The organism is Streptomyces albus subsp. albus, from assembly GCF_000719865.1.
In the GTDB taxonomy this organism is placed as follows: Bacteria; Actinomycetota; Actinomycetes; order Streptomycetales; family Streptomycetaceae; genus Streptomyces; species Streptomyces albus_E.
In genome coordinates, this window is the sequence record NZ_JOID01000023.1 from 24,341 (window position 1) to 42,292 (window position 17,952).

Genomic DNA, 17,952 nt, shown 5'->3' on the forward strand with positions numbered 1-17,952 from the left:
GCGTGTCCGCGCCTTCATCATCATTCCACTAATCAAGTAGTTAAAGGGTGGTGATGGTCGTGGAGTTCCGCATCGACAGGCGGAGCGGGACCGCCGCCTACCAGCAGATCGTCCAGCAGACCAAGCAGGCGCTGCGGCTGGGCGTGCTGGTGCCGGGAGACCGGCTCCCGACCGCCAAGGAGGTCTCCCAGACCTGCGCGGTCAACCCGAACACCACGCTCAAGGCCTACCGGGAGCTGGAACGCGAGGGTCTGGTCGAGCCACGGCCGGGTCTGGGCACCTTCGTGCGCCGGTCGCTGGCCCGCCCCCAGGCGGGCGCGGACTCCCCGCTGCGCGGGGAACTGGCGGCGTGGATGACGCGGGCGCGCGAGGCGGGACTCGAACGGGAGGACGTGGCCGCGCTGGTCGCCTCCGTCCTGGAGGAGCGGTACGGCGACGCCCGGCCGGCGGCGGCACCGGCGGCGGCACCGGTGACGGAGCCGGTGGCGGAGCCGGTGGCGGAACCCGTAACGGCCACCGCGGCAGGGGGAGCCCCGCCGGCCGCCGCAGCGGCCGGCACCACGGAAGCGGCATCAGGGGAATCGAGGAGCACACGTGAGTGACACGACCTACGGGGGACCGGCGGACACGCCGGCGATCGAGGCCCACGGGGTGGGCAGGAAATACCGGCGGGGCTGGGCCCTGCGGGACTGCTCGTTCCGGCTGCCGGCCGGCCGGATCTGCGGCCTCGTCGGCCCCAACGGGGCGGGCAAGACGACCCTGATGGGCATCGCCGCCAATCTGATGGAGCCGACGGCCGGCACCCTCAAGGTGTTCGGCGCCGTCCCGGACTCCGCGGAGGCCGGCCGGCGTTCCGCCTTCCTCGCCCAGGAGAAGCCGCTGTTCCGGCGCTTCACCGTGGCCGAGACCCTGCGCATGGGCAGGGAGCTGAACCCGGACTGGGACCAGCGGGCCGCCGAGGCGATCGTCCGCGCGGGCCAGGTGCCCATGGACGCGAGGATCGGCACCCTCTCCGGCGGGCAGCGCACCCGGGTCGCGTTCGCCCTCACCTTCGGCCGGCGCCCCGGTCTGCTGCTGCTGGACGAGCCGATGTCCGACCTCGACCCCCTGGTGCGCCACGAACTCATGGGCACGCTGATGGCCGAGGCCGCCGAGCACGGCACCACCGTGCTCATGTCCTCCCACATGCTCGGCGAGCTGGAGACCGTCTGCGACTACCTCCTCGTCATCTCCTCGGGCGGCCTGCGGCTCGCCGGCGACGTGGACGAACTGCGGTCCGCCCACTCGTTCGTCACCGGGGTCACGGAGGGCGGCGAGGGCGTTCCCGCCGGCCTGGCCCGGCACACCGTCGTCGAGTCCCGCAGCAGCGGACGGCAGTTCACCGCCCTCGTCCGGCCCGACGGGCCGCTCGGCGGCCGCTGGGAGACCGCGACCCCGAACCTGGAGGAACTCGTGCTCGCCTATCTCCGCACCCCGGACGCGCCACCCCTGATAACCCCCGGCGCCCGCGTCTCCGGACAGCCGGCCGGCTACGGGCGGGAGGCGGCGGCATGAGCACCCTGACCAACGCGCCCGCCGTCCCGTCCGGCACGTCCGCCCGCCGCGGCCCCCGGCTCAGCGGCATGACCTGGCTGGTCTGGCGCCAGCACCGCGCCGCGTTCTGGACCGTCCTCGCCGCCACCGCCGTGCTGCTGGCCTGGATCGCCTACCAGCGCGCCGGGATGACGGACCACCTCACCGGGCGGGGCGGGCCCGGCTCGAAGGCCGAGGACCTGGCCGCGGGTTTCGCCCCCTACCGGGCCCAACTCGACTACATCGCCGTGGCGATGGCCGCCCTGCCCATCCTCCTCGGCGTCTTCATCGGAGCCCCGCTGCTCGCGGCCGACCTGGAGACCGGCACGGCCAAGCTCGTCGCCGCGCAGTCCGTGAGCCCCGCCCGCTGGCTGACGACGAAGCTCGGGGCGAGCCTGCTCGTGGTCACGGTGAGCACGGCCCTGCTCGGCATCGCGTACGACTGGTGGTGGGGAGCGGCGGCCACAAGGGGCACCGACATCATCAGCGAGTGGCCTTCCGGCAGCGTGTTCGACACCACGGGCCCGGTGCCCGTGGCGCTGACTCTCTTCACCGTCGTCGGCGGCGTGGCGATCGGCATGCTGCTGCGCCGCGGCCTGCCGGCCATGGTGGTCACCTTCGGTTTCGCCGTCGCGGTCCAGCTCGTCTGGAGTCACTTCCGGCTGGACCTGGGCTCGGTGGTCACGGCCACCACCCCGCGGGAAGCCGGCGCCGAGATCGTCTTTCCGGACCTGCCCCGTGGCGCGTACCAGCTCGACCAGTCCTATCTCACCTCTTCCGGGGACCTCCTGGGCTGGAGCACGTGCAGCCAGGAGGCCTCGGACCGGGCGGTCCAGGACTGCCTGGAGAAGGCGGAGGTCGTGGGCTGGTCGGTGGACTACTTGCCCCTCTCGCAGATGGCCGGCATGCAGTGGCTCGGAGCCTCGATCCTGCTGGCCCTCACCGCCGGCGTCGTGGCCTTCATCCTGCTGTGGGGGCGTAAGCGGCTCGTGTGACGGTCACCCCGCCGGCCCGCCCGGACGGCTCCGGCGGCTCCCCGCCCGCGCGGAACCCGCCCGGCCGCCCGGACCCTCGTCCCCAGGGGCGGGGCCCGGGCGGCCCTCCGGGCTGCGGACGTTCGGCCCTGTGCGGCCTTGTCCGGTTCCGGTTGGCTGGAGACGTATCGAGGAGGTACGTGATGCAGAAGATGACCGTGAACTTCCTGGACGGGGAGTCCTACTCGGTCGCGGTACGCGGCCACGAGTTCACCGTGGACCAGCCCCTGGACGCCGGGGGCGACGACCTCGGCCCCACCCCCGTCGAGTTGTTCACCGCCTCGCTGGCCACCTGCGTCGGCTACTACGCCGGCCGCTACCTGGCCCGGCACGACCTGCCGCGCGAGGGCCTGCGGGTGGAGACGGAGTTCGCCATGGCGGGGGACCGCCCGGCCCGGGTCGCGGAGGTGCGGATGCGCCTCGTCGTCCCCGGTGATCTGCCCGAGCAGCGCCGCAAGGCCCTGGCGGCCGTGGTCGGCCACTGCACCGTGCACAACTCGATCCGGCAGCCGCCGCACGTCGTCATCGACGTGGACTGAGACCGGACGGATCGGCCCGTAACGGGCGAACCGGTCGGCGGTCCGGGCCGCCGGGGCCGGGCCCCGGGGCGCGCCCGCCCGGGCAACCGCCCCGGTGTGCCGGGTACACGTGGGGGCACCACCGGATCTCCGCCACCGGTGGTGCCCCCACCTGCGCTGCAGCCGTTGGTGTCGAGCAGGCCTGTGGGTACTCAGCGTGCGTAGGGGTCGTCCGCTTCCTGCTCGGCGGTGGCGTCCTGATCCGCCCGCCACGTGTCCCGGCACAAGTCGGGGGCGGTGCGCGCCGTCGCGGTGAACTCGGCACGTGGAACGAAGCGCCTGCGCCGGCGCGCAGGGATCGGGCCGCCGGTCTTGTTCCCGTCCTGCGCGTGGGCGGAGGGCGGGCCGTTCCGGACTGCGTCCGTGATCTCTCCCGACCGGCCGCTCGGATCGCGCCGGGTGGTCTCGTGGTAGGCAGTCACATTTCGCCATCCTGGCTCAGGAGGCTGCGCCGTGCCACCCTGCGCGGGGCGCCCGGGCCGCCGCGCCCTCAGTCCGTCCAGCGGGCGAAGGCCGCGTAGGCCAGGTCGTCGAACAGGACGAAGCGGACCTCCTCCACGGCGGTGTCCGCGCCCCGGACCGTCTCCACGGCGATGCGTGCGCCGTCGTCGATCGGCCAGCGGTAGACGCCGGTGGAGATCGCGGGGAAGGCGACGGTCCTCGCCCCCAGCGCGTCGGCCTCGCGGAGCGACTCGCGGTAGCAGGAGGCGAGCAGTTCCGACCGGTCCTCCGTGGCGGACCACACCGGGCCGACGGTGTGCACGACCCAGCGGGCCTTCAGCCGGCCCGCCGTCGTCGCCACGGCCTGCCCCGTGGGCAGGCCGTCCTGGTACCGGGAGGCCCGCAGCTCGCGGCAGGCGGCGAGGATCTCCGGCCCGCCCCGGCGGTGGATGGCGCCGTCCACGCCACCGCCGCCGAGGAGGGAGGAGTTCGCCGCGTTCACGATGACGTCGGTGTCCTGCTCCGTGATGTCGCCCCGGAGGAGGGTGATGGTGGGGGTCATGGACCCATTCTCAGCGGTGACGGCCGCGGGGCCGGCGACCTGTCCGGGTGTGGCGCTCGCCGGCTCCGGTCCCGGCGGCGGCCTCAGCCGGGCTGCCCGGTGTGGTTCACCTCCGCCGCGATGTGCTCGCCCCAGGCCCGTATCCGCTCACGGTCGCGGAAGTCGCCGCCCCTGCCCTCCGCCACGAGCCGGCGGGTGAGGAAGCCGTCGGAGTCCTCCGCGAGCCGGCCGCCGAAGGTCATGTGCTCGCGGGCGTGGACCCGTTCGGCGATCCGGGCGACGGATTTCGGCGGTGGGATCTCCTTCTCGGAGGCGGAGTCGTCGAGCGGGCCGCTGCTGAACAGCCAGACGGGGCGCCGGTCGAGTGCCTTGCGGTTCCGGCGGGCGAACCGGGCCGCGTCCCGCTGCCAGCGGCCGGAGTAGAGCCCGCCGCCGATCACCACGGCGTCGTACGGTTCGAGGTCCACGATGCCGGAGGCCGGGAGGACGACGACGTCGATCTCCCGGGCGCGCAGGGCGTCCCCGATCCACTGGGCGATGCCGGCGGTGGAACCGTGCTTGCTTCCGTAGGTGACGAGTACGCGCTGTGCTGCGGCCATGTCCGTCCACCCTCTCCTCTGTTCCGCTTGCCGTTGCCGTTGCCGTTGCCGTTGCCGTTGCCGTTGCCGTTGCCGCTGCCGTTGGCGTTCCGTTTGCCGTACTGCGGCGGGGTCAGAACCTGCGGAGCCGGCCGTCCACTCCGTCGATGCCGTGCAGGGCCGGTTCCACCCGGCGGATCTTCGAGTCGTCGTAGCGGTACGTCAGATGGCTGACCACGCCCACCACACCGTCCACTTGCCCGGCCATGTGCTCGGCGATCGGCACCTCGCTGCGCCGCTCCAGACAGCCCTCCAGCACGACCACGCCGCCCACGACGGTGACGCCGACGGCGTGCGGGGTCAGCCACAGGGCGTCGACCAGCACCTCGTCGATGATCTCCCGGCGGATGTCGGCGTCCGGCCGCAGGAAGATCTGGAGCAGGTCGCGCCGGGTGACGATGCCGACCAGCCGGTCCTCCTCGTCGACCACCGGCAGCCGCTCCACCTGGTGGCGTGCCATGGTGCGGGCCGCGTGCGCGATGGAGTCCAGGGCGCGGACGGTGACGGCCGGCGAGGTCATCAGCTCCCCGGCAGCCGGCGCGCCTCCCGTCTCCGGTCCCGTCTCCAGGACCGCTCCCTCCCCGCTGATGTGAGCATCCATCAGGTCGGAGACGGAGACGACCCCGATGACCTTCTCGTCGTCGTCCACCACCGGCATCCCGCTGATCCCGTGTTCGTCCAGCCACCTCGCGATGTCCTTGAAGGGGGTGGCGGCGACCGCGCGGACCACCTCGCTCGTCATCACGGTGCCGACCTCGCGGTGCTTCATGGTTCTCTCCTCCTCGGGCGGTGGGGGCTCAGCGCAGCCGGCGCAGATAGGGGTCGCGCGCCTGCCGGGGCAGCAGGCGGATGCGGACGTCGAGCGCGGTGACGCCGTCGGGCCGGGCGACGACCGGGTTGAGGTCGGCCTCCGCGAGCTGCGGCAGGTCGCAGGCCATCGTCGAGACCCGCAGCAGCAGTTGTTCGAGTCCTTCGAGATCGACGGGCCCGCCGCCGCGGTAGCCGAAGAGCAGCGGCGCGGAGCGCGGCGCGGTGATCAGGTCGTGCACGTCGCGGTCGGACAGCGGGGCGAGCCGCGCCGCGTGGTCGGCCAGCAGCTCGGTGGCGGTGCCGCCGAGGCCGAAGAGCACCAGCGGCCCGAAGACCTGGTCCTGGACGACTCCGGTGACCAGCTCGGTGCCGCGCTCCGCCATCGGCTGGACCAGCACCCCGGTCATCACCTCCCCGAAGCGCCCGGCCAGCGAGCGGTACGCCTGCCGCACCTTCTCCTCGCCGGCCAGGTCGAGCAGCACCGCGCCCTCCTCGGTCTTGTGCACCAGACCGGGCCAGTACGCCTTGAGCACGACGCGGTCCTCCGGCCCGGGGGCGAGCCGGGCGGCGGCCTCGACCGCGCTCCGCTCGTCCTCCGCCCAGGCCCAGGGGAGCTGCGGGATCGCGTAGTGGTCCAGCAGTTCGGCGCAGCGGCGCGGGTCGAGCCAGCCGCCGTCCGGGTGCTCGGCGAGGAAGGCGTCCACCAGGGCGCGGGCGGCCCCGGTGTCGGTGCCGCGCAGTTCCGGGAAGGTGCCCGTCGGCCGGGCCAGGAACCGGGCCCGTTCCGCGGCGTGCGCCAGGGCGCGGGCGGCGGACTGCGGGTCCGCGTAGGCGGGGACGGCGCCGCCGCCCCGGGTGTGCAGCAGCCGCACGGACTCGGCCTGGTCGAGCAGGACCGCCGCGATGGTGCGCGGCCGGCGCCCGGGGGCGGCGTGGGTGAGGGCCCGCAGCGGGTCGTCGCCGGTGGCCGCGGCCAGCGCCGTGGGGACGAGGGCGAGCAGCACCGCGTCCACGGCGCCGTGCGCGGCCAGCCGGTCCAGGACGGCGCTCAGCGACTGGTCGCCGACGGCCGCGGTGGCGTCGACGGGGTTCGTCGCGCTCGCGCCGGGCGGCAGCCACTCCAGCAGGTCCGCGACGAGGTCGGCGGGGAGCTCCGGCACGCTCAGGCCCGCCTCGACGCAGGCGTCGGCGGCGAGGACGCCCGCGCCGCCCGCGTTCGACACCACGGCCACCCGCGACCCGGCCGGCAGCGGCTGGGCGTGCAACAGGGCGGCTGTGTCGAGGAGTTCGCCGACGGTGCGGGTGGCGATGATCCCGGCCTGGGTGAAGAGGGCCTGCCGGGTCATGGTCGGTGTCGCGGCCGCGGCGGTGTGCGAGGCGGCGGCGCGCCGGCCGGCGTCGGAGCGGCCCGCGTCCACGGTCAGCAGCGGCATCTTCCGGGTGACGCGGCGGGCGGTGCGGGAGAAGGCGCGCGGGTTGCCGAAGGACTCCAGGTGCAGCAGGGCCAGGTCGGTGCGGCCGTCCTCCTCCCACCACTGCAGCAGGTCGTTGCCGCTCACGTCGTACTTGTCGCCGAGCGAGACGAAGCTGGAGACGCCGACGCCGAGCCGGGACAGCCCGCCCAGCAGCGCGATGCCGACCCCGCCGGACTGCACGGCCACCCCGGCGGTGCCCGGCAGCGGCCGGTGGGCGGCGAAGGTGGCGTCCAGCCGTACCGGCTCCTCGGTGTTGGCGACGCCCAGGCAGTTCGGGCCGACCAGCCGCATCCCGTAGCGGCGGACCGTCACCAGCAGCGCCTCCGCCTCCGCGCCGTCCAGCCCGGAGGTCAGCACCACCAGCGCGCGGACCCCCGACTTGCCGCATTCCTCCGCCACTTGGGGCACGGCGCGCGCGGGGACGGCGAGCACCGCCAGCTCTGGCGGCTCGGGGATCGCGGTGACGGACGGATACGAGGGGGTGTGCTCGACGGTGTGGGTGTGCGGGTTGACGGCGTGCAGCGCGCCGGTGAAGCCGGCCCGGCGGATGTTGCGCAGCACGGCGCGGCCCACGGAGCCGGGCTTGGTGCCCGCCCCGACGACGGCGATGGAACGGGGCCGCAGCAGCGGCCGCAGGCTGGCGGCGTCGGCGGTCCGGCCGCGCTCGTCGCAGGCGGCCAGGTAGCGCTCGTCCGGCTCCAGGCCGACGGTGCAGTGGACCTCGGAGTTCTCGAACCGGCGGGCGGTGCTCAGGCCGAGGTCGGCGAAGACCTTCAGCATCGCGTGGTTGTCGGCGAGGGCGTCGGCGGTGAAGGTGGCGACACCGTTGGCGCGGGCCGCGTGCACCAGGTGCTCCAGCAGCAGGGTGCCGACGCCGCGGTGGTGGAAGTCGTCGGCGACGGCCAGGGCGACCTCCGCCGTGGCCGGGTCGGCGGTGTCCGTCTCGTACTCGGCGACGCCGACGATCTGGTCCTCGCAGAAGGCGATCAGCGGCAGGAAGCCGGGGCGTGGCGGGCCGCAGAACCGCTCGGCGGCCCGCCGCCCGGAGAGCCGGCTCGCCGCGAAGAAGCGCAGCCGCCGGTTCTCCGGCGACATCTCCTCGTACAGCCACAGGACCTGGTGGAGGTCCTCGGGGCGGGCCTGCCGGATCTCCACCGTCCTGCCGTCCGCCAGCAGCGCGTGCGTCATCTCGGCGCGGTGCGCGTTCCTCGTCGTCATGGTGTCCAACTCCCCTGGGGCGGCCTCGGCTTCCTCCCAGCATCCGGCCGCTCCGGGACGCCCGCAGGGGCTGGTGGGGGCACGGCGTCAGGGCCGTTCGGCCCCGGTGCGCGGCCGCCTCCCGGGCCCTGCGGAACCGGCACGCGGAAGCAGGGCCGAACGGCCTCACCGGCCCGGGCCGCTCGGTCCCGGTAACCCCCCGCGGGCAGGGGCCGTACGGCGTGCCGGGGGACTCCCGTCGGCCCTGTCCGGTGCGGGGGCCGGGCCGGAGGATGGACACCGATGCAAGGCGCCCGCAGGGACACCCCCCGAGCGGCGCCGCGAGGACACGGAGGCAGTGATGACGGTGGTGGCACCGACCGGCACAGAGGCGCCCGGTGTGGCGTGGCGCGGGTTCACGGGCGAGCACTGGCGCCGCCGGGTGGACGTCCGGGGCTTCATCCAGGCCAACTACACCCCCTACGAGGGGGACGCGGCCTTCCTGGCCGGCCCGACGACACGGACCCGTACCGTCTGGGAGAAGGTCAGCGGCCTGTTCCCGGAGGAGCGCCGCAAGGGCATCCTCGACGTCGACACGGCGGTCCCGTCCACGATCACCTCGCACGCGCCCGGCTACATCGACCGGGACCGCGAACTGATCGTCGGCCTGCAGACCGACGCCCCGCTGAAGCGGGCGATCATGCCGAACGGCGGGCTGCGGATGGTCGAGAACGGCCTGCGCGCCTACGGCTACGAACCCGACCCGTTCGTCACCAAGGTCTTCGGCACCTACCGCAAGACCCACAACGCGGGCGTGTTCGACGCCTACACCCCGGAGATGCGCCGGGCCCGCAAGGCCGGCATCATCACCGGCCTGCCCGACTCCTACGGGCGCGGCCGGATCATCGGCGACTACCGGCGCGTCGCGCTCTACGGCACCGCGATCCTGATCAAGGAGAAGAAGGCCGAGCGCTCCCTGCTCGACACCAAGCCCTCCACCCCGGACGTCATCCGGGACCGCGAGGAACTCGCCGAGCAGATCCGGGCATTGGGCGAACTGGAGGAGATGGCCGCCGGCTACGGCTGCGACGTCACCCGCCCCGCCGCCACCGCCCACGAGGCCGTGCAGTGGCTCTACCTGGGCTACCTGGCCGCGGTGAAGGAGCAGAACGGCGCCGCGATGTCCCTCGGCCGCACCTCCACCTTCCTCGACGTCTACCTCGAACGCGACCTCGCCGAGGGCCGCATCGACGAGACCCGCGCCCAGGAACTCATCGACGACTTCGTCATCAAGCTGCGGATCGTGCGCTTCCTGCGCACCCCCGAGTACGACGCGCTGTTCTCCGGCGACCCCACCTGGGTCACCGAGTCCATCGGCGGCATCGGCCGGGACGGGCGCCCGCTCGTCACCCGCACCTCCTTCCGCTACCTGCAGACCCTCTACAACCTCGGCCCGGCCCCCGAGCCCAACCTCACCGTGCTCTGGTCGCCGCGACTGCCCGAAGGGTTCAAGACGTTCTGCGCCCAGGTCTCCATCGACACCAGCTCCCTGCAGTACGAGTCGGACGAGCTGCTGCGCCCCTGCACCGGCGACGACACCGCCATCGCCTGCTGCGTCTCCGCGATGACGGTCGGCGAGCAGATGCAGTTCTTCGGCGCCCGCGTCAACCTCGCCAAGGCCATGCTCTACGCCATCAACGGCGGCCGCGACGAGATGACGGGCGAGCAGATCGCCCCCGAGTCCGAGCCGCTCACCGGCGAGTACCTGGACCACGACGAGCTGTACAAGGCGTACGACCGGACCCTCGACTGGCTCGCCGCCACCTACGTGGACGCCCTCAACGTCATCCACTACATGCACGACAAGTACGCCTACGAGCGCCTGGAGATGGCGCTCCACGACCACCCCGTGCACCGCACCATGGCCTGCGGCATCGCCGGCCTGTCCGTCGCCACCGACAGCCTGTCCGCGGTGAAGCACGCCCGGGTCAAGGTCATCCGGGACGCCGACGGGCTGGCCGTCGACTACGAGGTCGAGGGCGACTACCCGGCCTACGGCAACAACGACGACCGCGCCGACACCATCGCCGCCGAACTCGTCCGCTCCTTCATGGAGAAGGTGCGCCGGCACCCCACCTACCGGGACGCCGAGCACACCCAGTCGGTGCTCACCATCACCTCCAACGTGGTGTACGGCAAGCACACCGGCAACACCCCGGACGGCCGCCGCGCCGGACAGCCCTTCGCCCCCGGGGCCAACCCGATGAACGGCCGCGACAAGCACGGCATGGCCGCCTCCGCCCTCTCCGTCGCCAAGATCCCCTACGAGGCGGCGCGGGACGGCATCTCCCTGACCTCCACGGTCACCCCGGAGGGCCTGGGCCACGACCCGGCCGAACGGGCGGGGAACCTGGCGGGAATCCTCGACGCCTACACCGCGTCCGGCGGCTTCCACATGAACGTCAACGTCCTCGACCGGGCCACCCTCGAAGACGCGATGGAACACCCGGAGAAGTACCCCGAGCTGACCATCCGCGTCTCCGGATACGCCGTCAACTTCGTACGGCTCACCCGCGAGCAGCAGCTCGACGTCATCAGCCGCACCTTCCACGGGGCGATGTGAGCACCGTGAGCAGCATGGGCCGGATTCACTCCTGGGACCTGTCCACCGGCGTGGACGGGCCCGGGACCCGGTTCGTCCTCTTCGTGAACGGCTGCCCGCTGCGCTGCCTCTACTGCGCCAACCCGGACACCTGGCGCATGCGCGACGGGCGGCTGGTCACCGCCGACGAGGTCATGGAGCAGGTCGACAAGCACCGGGGCTTCATCACCGCCGCCCGCGGCGGGGTGACCGTCACCGGCGGCGAGCCGCTGCTCCAGCCGGCCTTCACCGGCGAGATCCTGCGCCGCAGCAAGGAACGCGGGCTCCACACCGCCGTGGACACCTCGGGGCTTCTCGGCGCCCGCGCCACCGACGAGATGCTCGCGGACACGGATCTGGTGCTGCTCGACATCAAGGCCTTCGACGTCGGCACCTACCGCAGCCTCACCGGCGGCCGGCTGGCGCCCACGCTCAACTTCGCCACCCGGCTGGACCGGCTCGGCGTCCCGGTGTGGGTCCGCTACGTCCTCGTGCCCGGCTGGACCGACGACAAGGACTCCGTGGACGGCTTGGGGGAATTCCTCTCCGGGCTCGGCAACGTCGACCGGGTCGACGTCCTGCCGTTCCACAAGATGGGCGCCGCCAAGTACGAGGCCCTCGGCATCCCGTTCCCGCTCCGCGACAACCCGGTACCGGACCGGGAGCTCACCGACCGGGTGCGGGAGCAGTTCCGGGAGCACGGGCTGCGGGCGCTCTGACCGACGAAACCGGAGGAGGCGGACGGGACGGAACCGGAAAGCCGAAGCAAGCCCCAGCACAACAAGCAAGCCCCAATAGCAAGTCCCCAGCAGAACAAGCAAGTCAGGGAAGGACTCGTCATGACAACCCGTCGCGTGGTCGTCGGTGTGGATGGCTCGCTCCTCGCCGTACGGGCGCTGGACCGGGCCGCGGAAGAGGCGGCGCTGCGCGGCGCCGCCCTGGAGATCGGCTACGCGGTGCCCGATCCCGACGTGGCCGGGCCGGTCCTGCAGAGCGCCGTCTCGCGGGCCCGGGCCCGCCACCCCGGACTGGAGGTCACCGCCGTACCGCTCGCCGGTGACCCGGCCCGCGCCCTCGCCGAACTCGGCCGGGACGCGGCCCTCACCGTCGTCGGCAGCCGCGGCTTCGGCGGCTTCGCCGGACTGCTGCTCGGCTCGGTCAGCCTGCGGCTCGCCGCGTCCACCGAGAGCCCGCTGCTCGTCGTGCGCCGGGACACGCGCCCCACCGCGTACGGCGAGGTGCTGCTCGGCATCGAGAGCGACGCGGACGCCGACGCCTCGGCGTACGCCTTCCAGGAGGCCGAGCGGCGCCACGCCCGGCTGCGGATCGTGCACGCCTGGACCTACCGCTACTCGGCCCCCGACGCCCTGGTCCCGGTGCCCGCCACCTCGGTGCAGGACGACATCAACCGGCAGGCCGCCGCCGAGGAGGCGGTGCCCGCCTTCGCCGTCGCGGGTCTGCGGGAGAAGCACCCGCGGGTCGGGATCGAGACCCGCACGGTCCGGTCCGGGCCGGTGCACGCCCTGCTGAACGCGACCCGCACGGCCGACGTCGCCGTGATCGCCTCCCACCGCAGCCGCGAGGAGGGCCGGCACGGCTTCCAGCTCGGCCACGTCACCCGCGCGTTGCTGCACCACGCGCACTGCTCGGTGGTCGTCGTCCCGAGCGTCGCCGAGGAGAGCTGACGGGGACCGGAGGGGACGGACCGTACGGGTCCGGGGTGCCCGGCGCCCCGGCCGCCCCCGCAAGCCCCGGAGTGGCGCGGACCCTCCACGCCCCCGGCTCTCGCGTCACGGAACCCGGCAGCGGCCGGGGGTTGCACCCCGTGGCGCGAGGTACCCGGCGTGGCCGGGAACCACAGGACATAACAGGAGGAAAGTGACATGCACCCGAGCGGCAGGGAGAACGGCGCCGCCGTCCTCGTGGCGTACGCCAGCGAGCACGGCTCCACCCGCGGGATCGCGGAGCGGATCGCCCACCGGCTGACCCTGGCCGGGCACCGCGCCGAGGCCCGCCCGGTGGACGGGACGGAGGACCCGGACCCCGGCCGCTACGACGCGGTGGTCGTCGGCAGCGCGGTGCACAACCAGCAGTGGATGCCCGAGGCGTCCGGCTACGCCCACCGCCACCAGGCGGAGCTGCGGAGACGCCCGGTGTGGCTGTTCAGCGTGGGCATGGGCGCGGCCCTCGGACGGCCGCTGCGGAGTCTGGCGAAGCAGCACGAACCCAAGAACATGGCCGGGTTGCGGGAGGAGATCGGCCCGGTGGAAACCCGCGTCTTCACGGGAGCCGTACGGCGCGGTGCCCTCCCGCCCGCGGGCCACGCGGCCTTCAAGGCGATGGGCGGCCACTACGGCGACCACCGCGACTGGGCGCAGATCGAGGCCTGGGCGGACGGCATCGCACAGCGCCTCCTGGCGGCCGAGGCCGCGTGAGGCCCGGCGCGGGGACGGCACCGGCCCGGACGGTGCGTGCACACCGCACCACGGGGCCGACCCCGCATGCGGCGTTCATGGGCGTATGACACGCTTTGATCCTGGCCGGTCCGCGCCCGGATGAGGAGAGGTGGTCAGCCCATGGTGCTCCCCGTCGTGGCCGGCGTGGACGGTTCCGATTCCAGCCTCCGGGCCGTGGACTGGGCCGCCGACGCGGCCGTGCGCCACGAGACCCCGCTGCGCGTGCTGTGCGCCACCGGCCCGGCCCTCGGCACACCCGTGCCGGACCTGACGGAGAACGCCGAGCGCATCCGGGACCTGGCCGTCGAGCACGCGCGCCAACGGGTCCCCTCCGTCGAGGTGACCGGCGAGATCGTCCCCGAGAACGCCGCCGAGGCCCTGCTCTCCGCCGGCCGCAACGCGTTCACCGTGGTGGTCGGCAGCCGCGGCCGCGGCGGGGTGACGGGCATGCTGCTGGGCTCCGTCGGACTGGCCGTCGCGGGACGCGCCGACTGCCCGGTCGTCGTCGTCCGCGGTGAGCCGGACAGCGGCACGGAACCCGTCGTCCTCGGCATCCAGGACGAGGACGCCGGCGAGGGCCCCAGCCCGGTCCCGGGCATCGAGGACACCGCGGAGGGGCGGAGCGCGGCCGAGTACGCCTTCCGCGAGGCCCAGCGCCGGGGCTGCGAACTGATCGCCGTGCACGCCTGGCACACCCCCGGCGGCGGGCCCGCGCCGGGCGGGACCCCCGACGAGGAGGACATGGCCGAGCAGTGCCGGGCACGGGCCGGGAAGGTCATCGACGAAGCGGTCGGACCGGCCCGGGAGCGGTACCCGGACGTCGTCCTCCGGCGGCGGGCGGTCGCGGGCTCGGCCCGGCAGGCCCTGCTGAACGCGGCCCGCGAGGCGAGCCTGCTCGTCGTCGGCGCCCATGCCCGCCACGGCCACTTCGGCCTCCAACTCGGCCTGGTGAACCATGCCGTGCTGCACCACTCTCCCTGCCCGGTGGCCGTGGTACCGCAGGCGTGAGCGGGCGCGCCTTGGCCAGGTCCGGAGCAACCGGTAAAAGCAGTGGAGCGGGTGGAGCCGGGGGATTTGGTGGAGCCGTTGGAGCCGTTGGAGCCGTTGGAGCCGTTGGAGCCGTTGGGGCGGCTGGGGCCCGGGACGGGCGGCCCGGCGCCGGACTCGCGGCGGTCGTGGTGCCGCGGGCGTGAGCGGGCGCCCCGGCGGAGTCCGGGGCAACCGGTGGAGCCGGTGGAGGGTGCGGTCCGTGGAGTGGGTGAGCCGGCGGAGCCCGGGACGGTCGGCCCGGTACCGAACCCGGCAGGCCCTGTCCCCGGGCCGGGCCCGGTGATGTGCTGGTGGAGGGAGGACCGGGGCGACCCGGTGCACCCGGCCGGTGCCCGGTCCGTACCCGGGCGGCTTCCCGTCCCCGGTCCGGGGGAGCGCATCCGGTCCGGCGGAGCTCTCCGGTCCGGCGGAGCTCGCCGGGGCGGCGGGACGCGACCGGGCCGGGCACCCGGCTCCCACCGGGCGCCGGGCCCGCGGCCGGACGCAAGGGCCGGGACTCCGCCGGACCGGCACCGGAGCACACCGCGACGGGGCGGCGAAGCGGCACAGGAGGAGGGCGTGATGGCGAGTGACATGGTCGTCGTGGGAATCGACGGCTCCCCGCAGAGCATGGCCGCGGCGGACTGGGCGGCCCGTGAGGCCCGGCGGACCAGCCGCCCGCTGCGCCTGGTCCACGCCTGGCACCCGCTGGCCGGCGACGCCGACTACCCCGTCCACGCCGAATCCCGCCACCGCTGGGTGGAGAACCGGCTGAGCTCCGTCCACCAGACGCTCGCCGAGCGTTGGCCCGGCCTGCGGATCGAGGTCGAGCGGGTCGCGGAGGCACCCGTCAAGGTGCTGCTCGCCGAGGAGGCGGAGCTGCTGGTCCTCGGCTCCCGCGGACTGTCGGGCATGTCCGGGCACCTCCTCGGCTCGGTGAGCCTGTCCGTCATCGCGCGCACGGCGCGGCCGGTGGTGCTGGTACGGGCCGACTACGACGGCCGGTCGGAGGAGTCCGGCACCGTCGTCCTCGGGCTCGACGTGCGGCACTACGGTGACGCGCCCATCGACTTCGCCTTCCGCACGGCGGCGGCCCGGGGCGCGCGGCTCGCCGTCGTCCACGCCTGGAACCCGCAGCGGGTCTACGGCTACGCCTCGGCGCCGCTGGACGACGAGCTGACCACGGAGTTCCAGGAGCAGGAGGAACGCTCCCTGGCCGCGGTCCTCGGGCCGTGGCGGGCCACGTACGCGGAGGTCGCCGTCACCGAGCGGGTGCTGTCCGGCGCCGCGGGCCGGGTCCTGATCGAGGCCGCCGGCGGCGCCGACCTGCTGGTCACCGGTCACCAGCTCGCGCACCCCGGGCACGGTTCGCGGATCGGGCACGTCACCCACGGCGTCCTGCACCACGCCGCCTGCCCGGTGGCCGTCATCCCCCACGACGGCGAGCCCGGCGCCGAGAGCGGAGCCGGAACGAGCGGCGAAACGGCGGAGCCGGACGGCGAACACGCGGCGTGACGCGGGCCGGCCCGGCGCGGGCGGCACGACGGGCGGCCGGCCCGGCGCGGGCGGGGCGGCTGGTGTTCCGGGGTGCGGAAGCCGGCGAGGGACGCCAACATGGAGCCGCGCCGCCGAGCCCGGCCGGGCGGTTTGCCGGGTCCGGCCCGGTGCCGGGCAGCGGCTCGGTGGACACCGGGCCGTGGGTTTTCGGTCCGGCCGCGCGCAGGCGCCCCGGTTGCCCCGGTCCCGCCCGGCAAAGGTTTCTCCGGCCGAGCCGCCGAGCCCGGCCGGCCGCCCGTCCGTGCCCGGCCTCAGGTGAGGTCGAGGACCTCCTCCACCGGGCGGCGCGGGGTCCGCGGGCCCGTCGGGCCGTAGCCGAGGCGGATCACCATCTGCACCACGCCCATGGACGTCTGCGGGTCCCGCACGATCCAGCGCAGATCCGGCCACTCCAGGGCCTGCGAGGTCAGCGACGAGGCCAGCCCCTCCCGGGTGGCCAGCAGCAGGACGCGCTCCATCGCCTGGCCCGCCCGCAGCCAGTCGGCGGGACGGTCCTCGGCCGTGCCGAGCAGGGCGAGCTGCGGAGAGGTCTCGAAGAGGGCCCGTTCCCGGTCCGGCGGGGCGTCGCGGCCCGCGAAGTCGCGGACCGGGGCCGCCCCGCCGTACGGGCGTGGCCCGAAGGCGTAGTCCGGGACGCCGTCGCCGGCTCTCCCGGAGACGTCGGCGCCGGTGCGGATCCAGCGCTCGATATCGGCGCGGATGCCGGGGTCCGCGCCGGAACGGCCCTCGGCGTCCCGGACGAGGGACAGCACCGACCGCAGATGCCAGATGCCGGGGAAGGCCAGCTCGGCCCCCTCGGCGCGGGCGGCCCCGGCCAGCGCGGCCTTCAGCTCCTCGGGGACGCGCCGGGCGGTGAACGGGAAGCGGCTGGTGTGCCGGAGGGGAATGGCGGGCCGCAGCTCCGCCAGCCCGTCGGTGTCCGCGACGGGCCGTCCCGTGCCCGGCCGCGTCCTGTCCGGCTTCGCAGCCGTCCGCTCCGTGTCCGGCTTCGTCACGGTCCGCTCCGTGTCCGGCCGCTCCGTAACCGGCTGCCCCGTGCCGTCCTGCGCCCCGCCGTGCCCCTGTGGGCCGGGGCCGGTGCCGTCCGTCCCGGTCAGGCGCACGGTGGCCAGCAGGCCGGGGTCCTCCGGGTCCGGCAGCAGCCGGACCTCGGGCCGCAGCCCCTCACCGGCCGCCGCGACCCGGAGGTTGAACAGCGCCGCGCCGCAGCCGATGTGCAGCGCCCGCTGGTCCGGGTCGGCGTGCGGCATGGCGCGCTCCGCGTCCCGGCGCAGCTCGATCGTGCGGCTGCCGGGGCGGTGACGGAACCGCCAGGGCTGCGCGTTGTGCATGGACGGGGCGGCCGTGGCCTCCCGGACCAGGTCCGTCACGAGTGTGGTGTCGAGCGGTCGCGGCGGCATACCGCACCTCCTCGGGTGGCGTGCGGGCCCGGCCCCCTTCGGCGGTCCCGCTGACCGGCCGCGGACGAACGGGCCTCTCCTTCCACGGTAGATCGCCCCGCCCCGGAACGGCCCGGGAGCGGCGGGAACGGTCCCCGGGGCGGTCTCATGAGCCCGGGCCGGCCCGCGGGCTCCGGGCCTGTCCCAGCCCTCGGCTCGGCCCCCCGCCCCGGCCTCCGCTCGGCCCCCCCGCCCCGGCCTCCGCTCGGCCCCGGGCCCCGCCCCGCCCTCGGTTCGGGCCCCGGGTTCCGTCCCGGCCCTCGGCTCGGACCCTGGCCCCGCCCCGCCCTCGGTTCGGGCGTCGGGTTCCGTCCCGGTCTCTGGGCCCCGGTTCGGGTGTCGGGTTCCGTTCCAGCCCACTGGCCCCGGTTCGGGCCCCGGGTTCCGCCCCGCCCCCGACCCCGGCTCGGACCCGGGTCCCGTCCCAGCCCACCGGCCACGGGCCCGCCGCGGACGCCGGGCTCCGTGGGACGGAGGCCGGGCCGGGAACCGTCCGTTCGTCGCCCGGGGGCCCGGGGGCCCG

Annotated in this window: 16 protein-coding genes; 10 read left to right on the forward strand and 6 right to left on the reverse strand. The window is 74.8% G+C overall.

The window, feature by feature from the left end; genetic code table 11:
- The first annotated feature begins 53 nt into the window (after positions 1 to 53).
- The 4 genes from IF83_RS0122475 (at position 54) to IF83_RS0122490 (ending at position 3,145) form a co-directional block, all read left to right on the forward strand.
- Positions 54 to 602, forward strand: coding sequence for a GntR family transcriptional regulator (locus tag IF83_RS0122475; RefSeq protein WP_078843750.1), 549 nt, complete (start codon positions 54 to 56; stop codon positions 600 to 602).
- Entirely contained in the window at positions 595 to 1,554 is a 960-nt protein-coding gene (locus tag IF83_RS0122480) for an ABC transporter ATP-binding protein (protein ID WP_030546943.1), read from the forward strand. Before IF83_RS0122475 ends, IF83_RS0122480 begins: the two co-directional genes overlap by 8 nt.
- Entirely contained in the window at positions 1,551 to 2,567 is a 1,017-nt protein-coding gene (locus tag IF83_RS0122485) for an ABC transporter permease (protein WP_030546945.1), read from the forward strand. Before IF83_RS0122480 ends, IF83_RS0122485 begins: the two co-directional genes overlap by 4 nt.
- A 182-nt stretch (positions 2,568 to 2,749) precedes the next feature.
- Positions 2,750 to 3,145: an OsmC family protein gene (locus IF83_RS0122490; protein WP_030546947.1), complete on the forward strand. Its 396-nt coding sequence runs from the start codon at positions 2,750 to 2,752 to the stop codon at positions 3,143 to 3,145.
- Positions 3,146 to 3,336: 191 nt separating this feature from the next.
- On the opposite strand, the gene IF83_RS0122495 is transcribed toward IF83_RS0122490, so the two are convergent.
- The 5 genes from IF83_RS0122495 to IF83_RS0122515 form a co-directional block, all read right to left on the reverse strand.
- Positions 3,337 to 3,606, reverse strand: a complete 270-nt coding sequence (locus IF83_RS0122495) for a hypothetical protein (protein ID WP_030546949.1) — start codon at positions 3,604 to 3,606, stop codon at positions 3,337 to 3,339.
- 68 nt (positions 3,607 to 3,674) lie between these two features.
- The gene (locus IF83_RS0122500; protein WP_030546951.1) at positions 3,675 to 4,187 is read right to left on the reverse strand and encodes an O-acetyl-ADP-ribose deacetylase; all 513 of its coding nucleotides are present in this window, start codon (positions 4,185 to 4,187) and stop codon (positions 3,675 to 3,677) included.
- A gap of 83 nt (positions 4,188 to 4,270) precedes the next feature.
- The gene (locus tag IF83_RS0122505; RefSeq protein ID WP_030546952.1) at positions 4,271 to 4,786 is read right to left on the reverse strand and encodes a flavodoxin domain-containing protein; all 516 of its coding nucleotides are present in this window, start codon (positions 4,784 to 4,786) and stop codon (positions 4,271 to 4,273) included.
- Between the two features lie 112 nt (positions 4,787 to 4,898).
- Complete coding sequence (locus IF83_RS0122510) at positions 4,899 to 5,594, reverse strand: CBS domain-containing protein (RefSeq protein WP_030546954.1); 696 nt, start codon at positions 5,592 to 5,594, stop codon at positions 4,899 to 4,901.
- A 28-nt stretch (positions 5,595 to 5,622) separates the two neighbouring features.
- Positions 5,623 to 8,328, reverse strand: coding sequence for a bifunctional acetate--CoA ligase family protein/GNAT family N-acetyltransferase (locus IF83_RS0122515; protein ID WP_051723167.1), 2,706 nt, complete (start codon positions 8,326 to 8,328; stop codon positions 5,623 to 5,625).
- Between the two features lie 340 nt (positions 8,329 to 8,668).
- On the opposite strand from IF83_RS0122515, the gene pflB reads away from it, so the two are divergent.
- From pflB to IF83_RS0122545, 6 genes are all read left to right on the forward strand, one after another.
- Positions 8,669 to 10,930, forward strand: a complete 2,262-nt coding sequence (pflB, locus tag IF83_RS0122520; protein WP_030546961.1) for a formate C-acetyltransferase — start codon at positions 8,669 to 8,671, stop codon at positions 10,928 to 10,930.
- Positions 10,931 to 10,944: 14 nt separating this feature from the next.
- On the forward strand, positions 10,945 to 11,667 hold the full coding sequence (pflA, locus tag IF83_RS0122525) for a pyruvate formate-lyase-activating protein (protein WP_030546962.1): 723 nt from the start codon (positions 10,945 to 10,947) through the stop codon (positions 11,665 to 11,667).
- Positions 11,668 to 11,787: 120 nt separating this feature from the next.
- A complete protein-coding gene (locus tag IF83_RS0122530; RefSeq protein ID WP_030546964.1) occupies positions 11,788 to 12,633 on the forward strand; it encodes a universal stress protein in 846 nt (281 codons plus the stop codon).
- A gap of 198 nt (positions 12,634 to 12,831) precedes the next feature.
- Positions 12,832 to 13,383, forward strand: coding sequence for a flavodoxin domain-containing protein (locus IF83_RS0122535; protein WP_030546966.1), 552 nt, complete (start codon positions 12,832 to 12,834; stop codon positions 13,381 to 13,383).
- A 141-nt stretch (positions 13,384 to 13,524) separates the two neighbouring features.
- Complete coding sequence (locus IF83_RS0122540) at positions 13,525 to 14,412, forward strand: universal stress protein (RefSeq protein WP_030546968.1); 888 nt, start codon at positions 13,525 to 13,527, stop codon at positions 14,410 to 14,412.
- A 603-nt stretch (positions 14,413 to 15,015) separates the two neighbouring features.
- On the forward strand, positions 15,016 to 15,948 hold the full coding sequence (locus tag IF83_RS0122545) for a universal stress protein (protein ID WP_051723169.1): 933 nt from the start codon (positions 15,016 to 15,018) through the stop codon (positions 15,946 to 15,948).
- Positions 15,949 to 16,241: 293 nt separating this feature from the next.
- Here the strand turns inward: IF83_RS0122545 and IF83_RS0122550 are convergent, their stop codons facing one another.
- Entirely contained in the window at positions 16,242 to 17,390 is a 1,149-nt protein-coding gene (locus IF83_RS0122550) for an Acg family FMN-binding oxidoreductase (RefSeq protein WP_030546971.1), read from the reverse strand.
- Positions 17,391 to 17,952 lie beyond the last annotated feature (562 nt).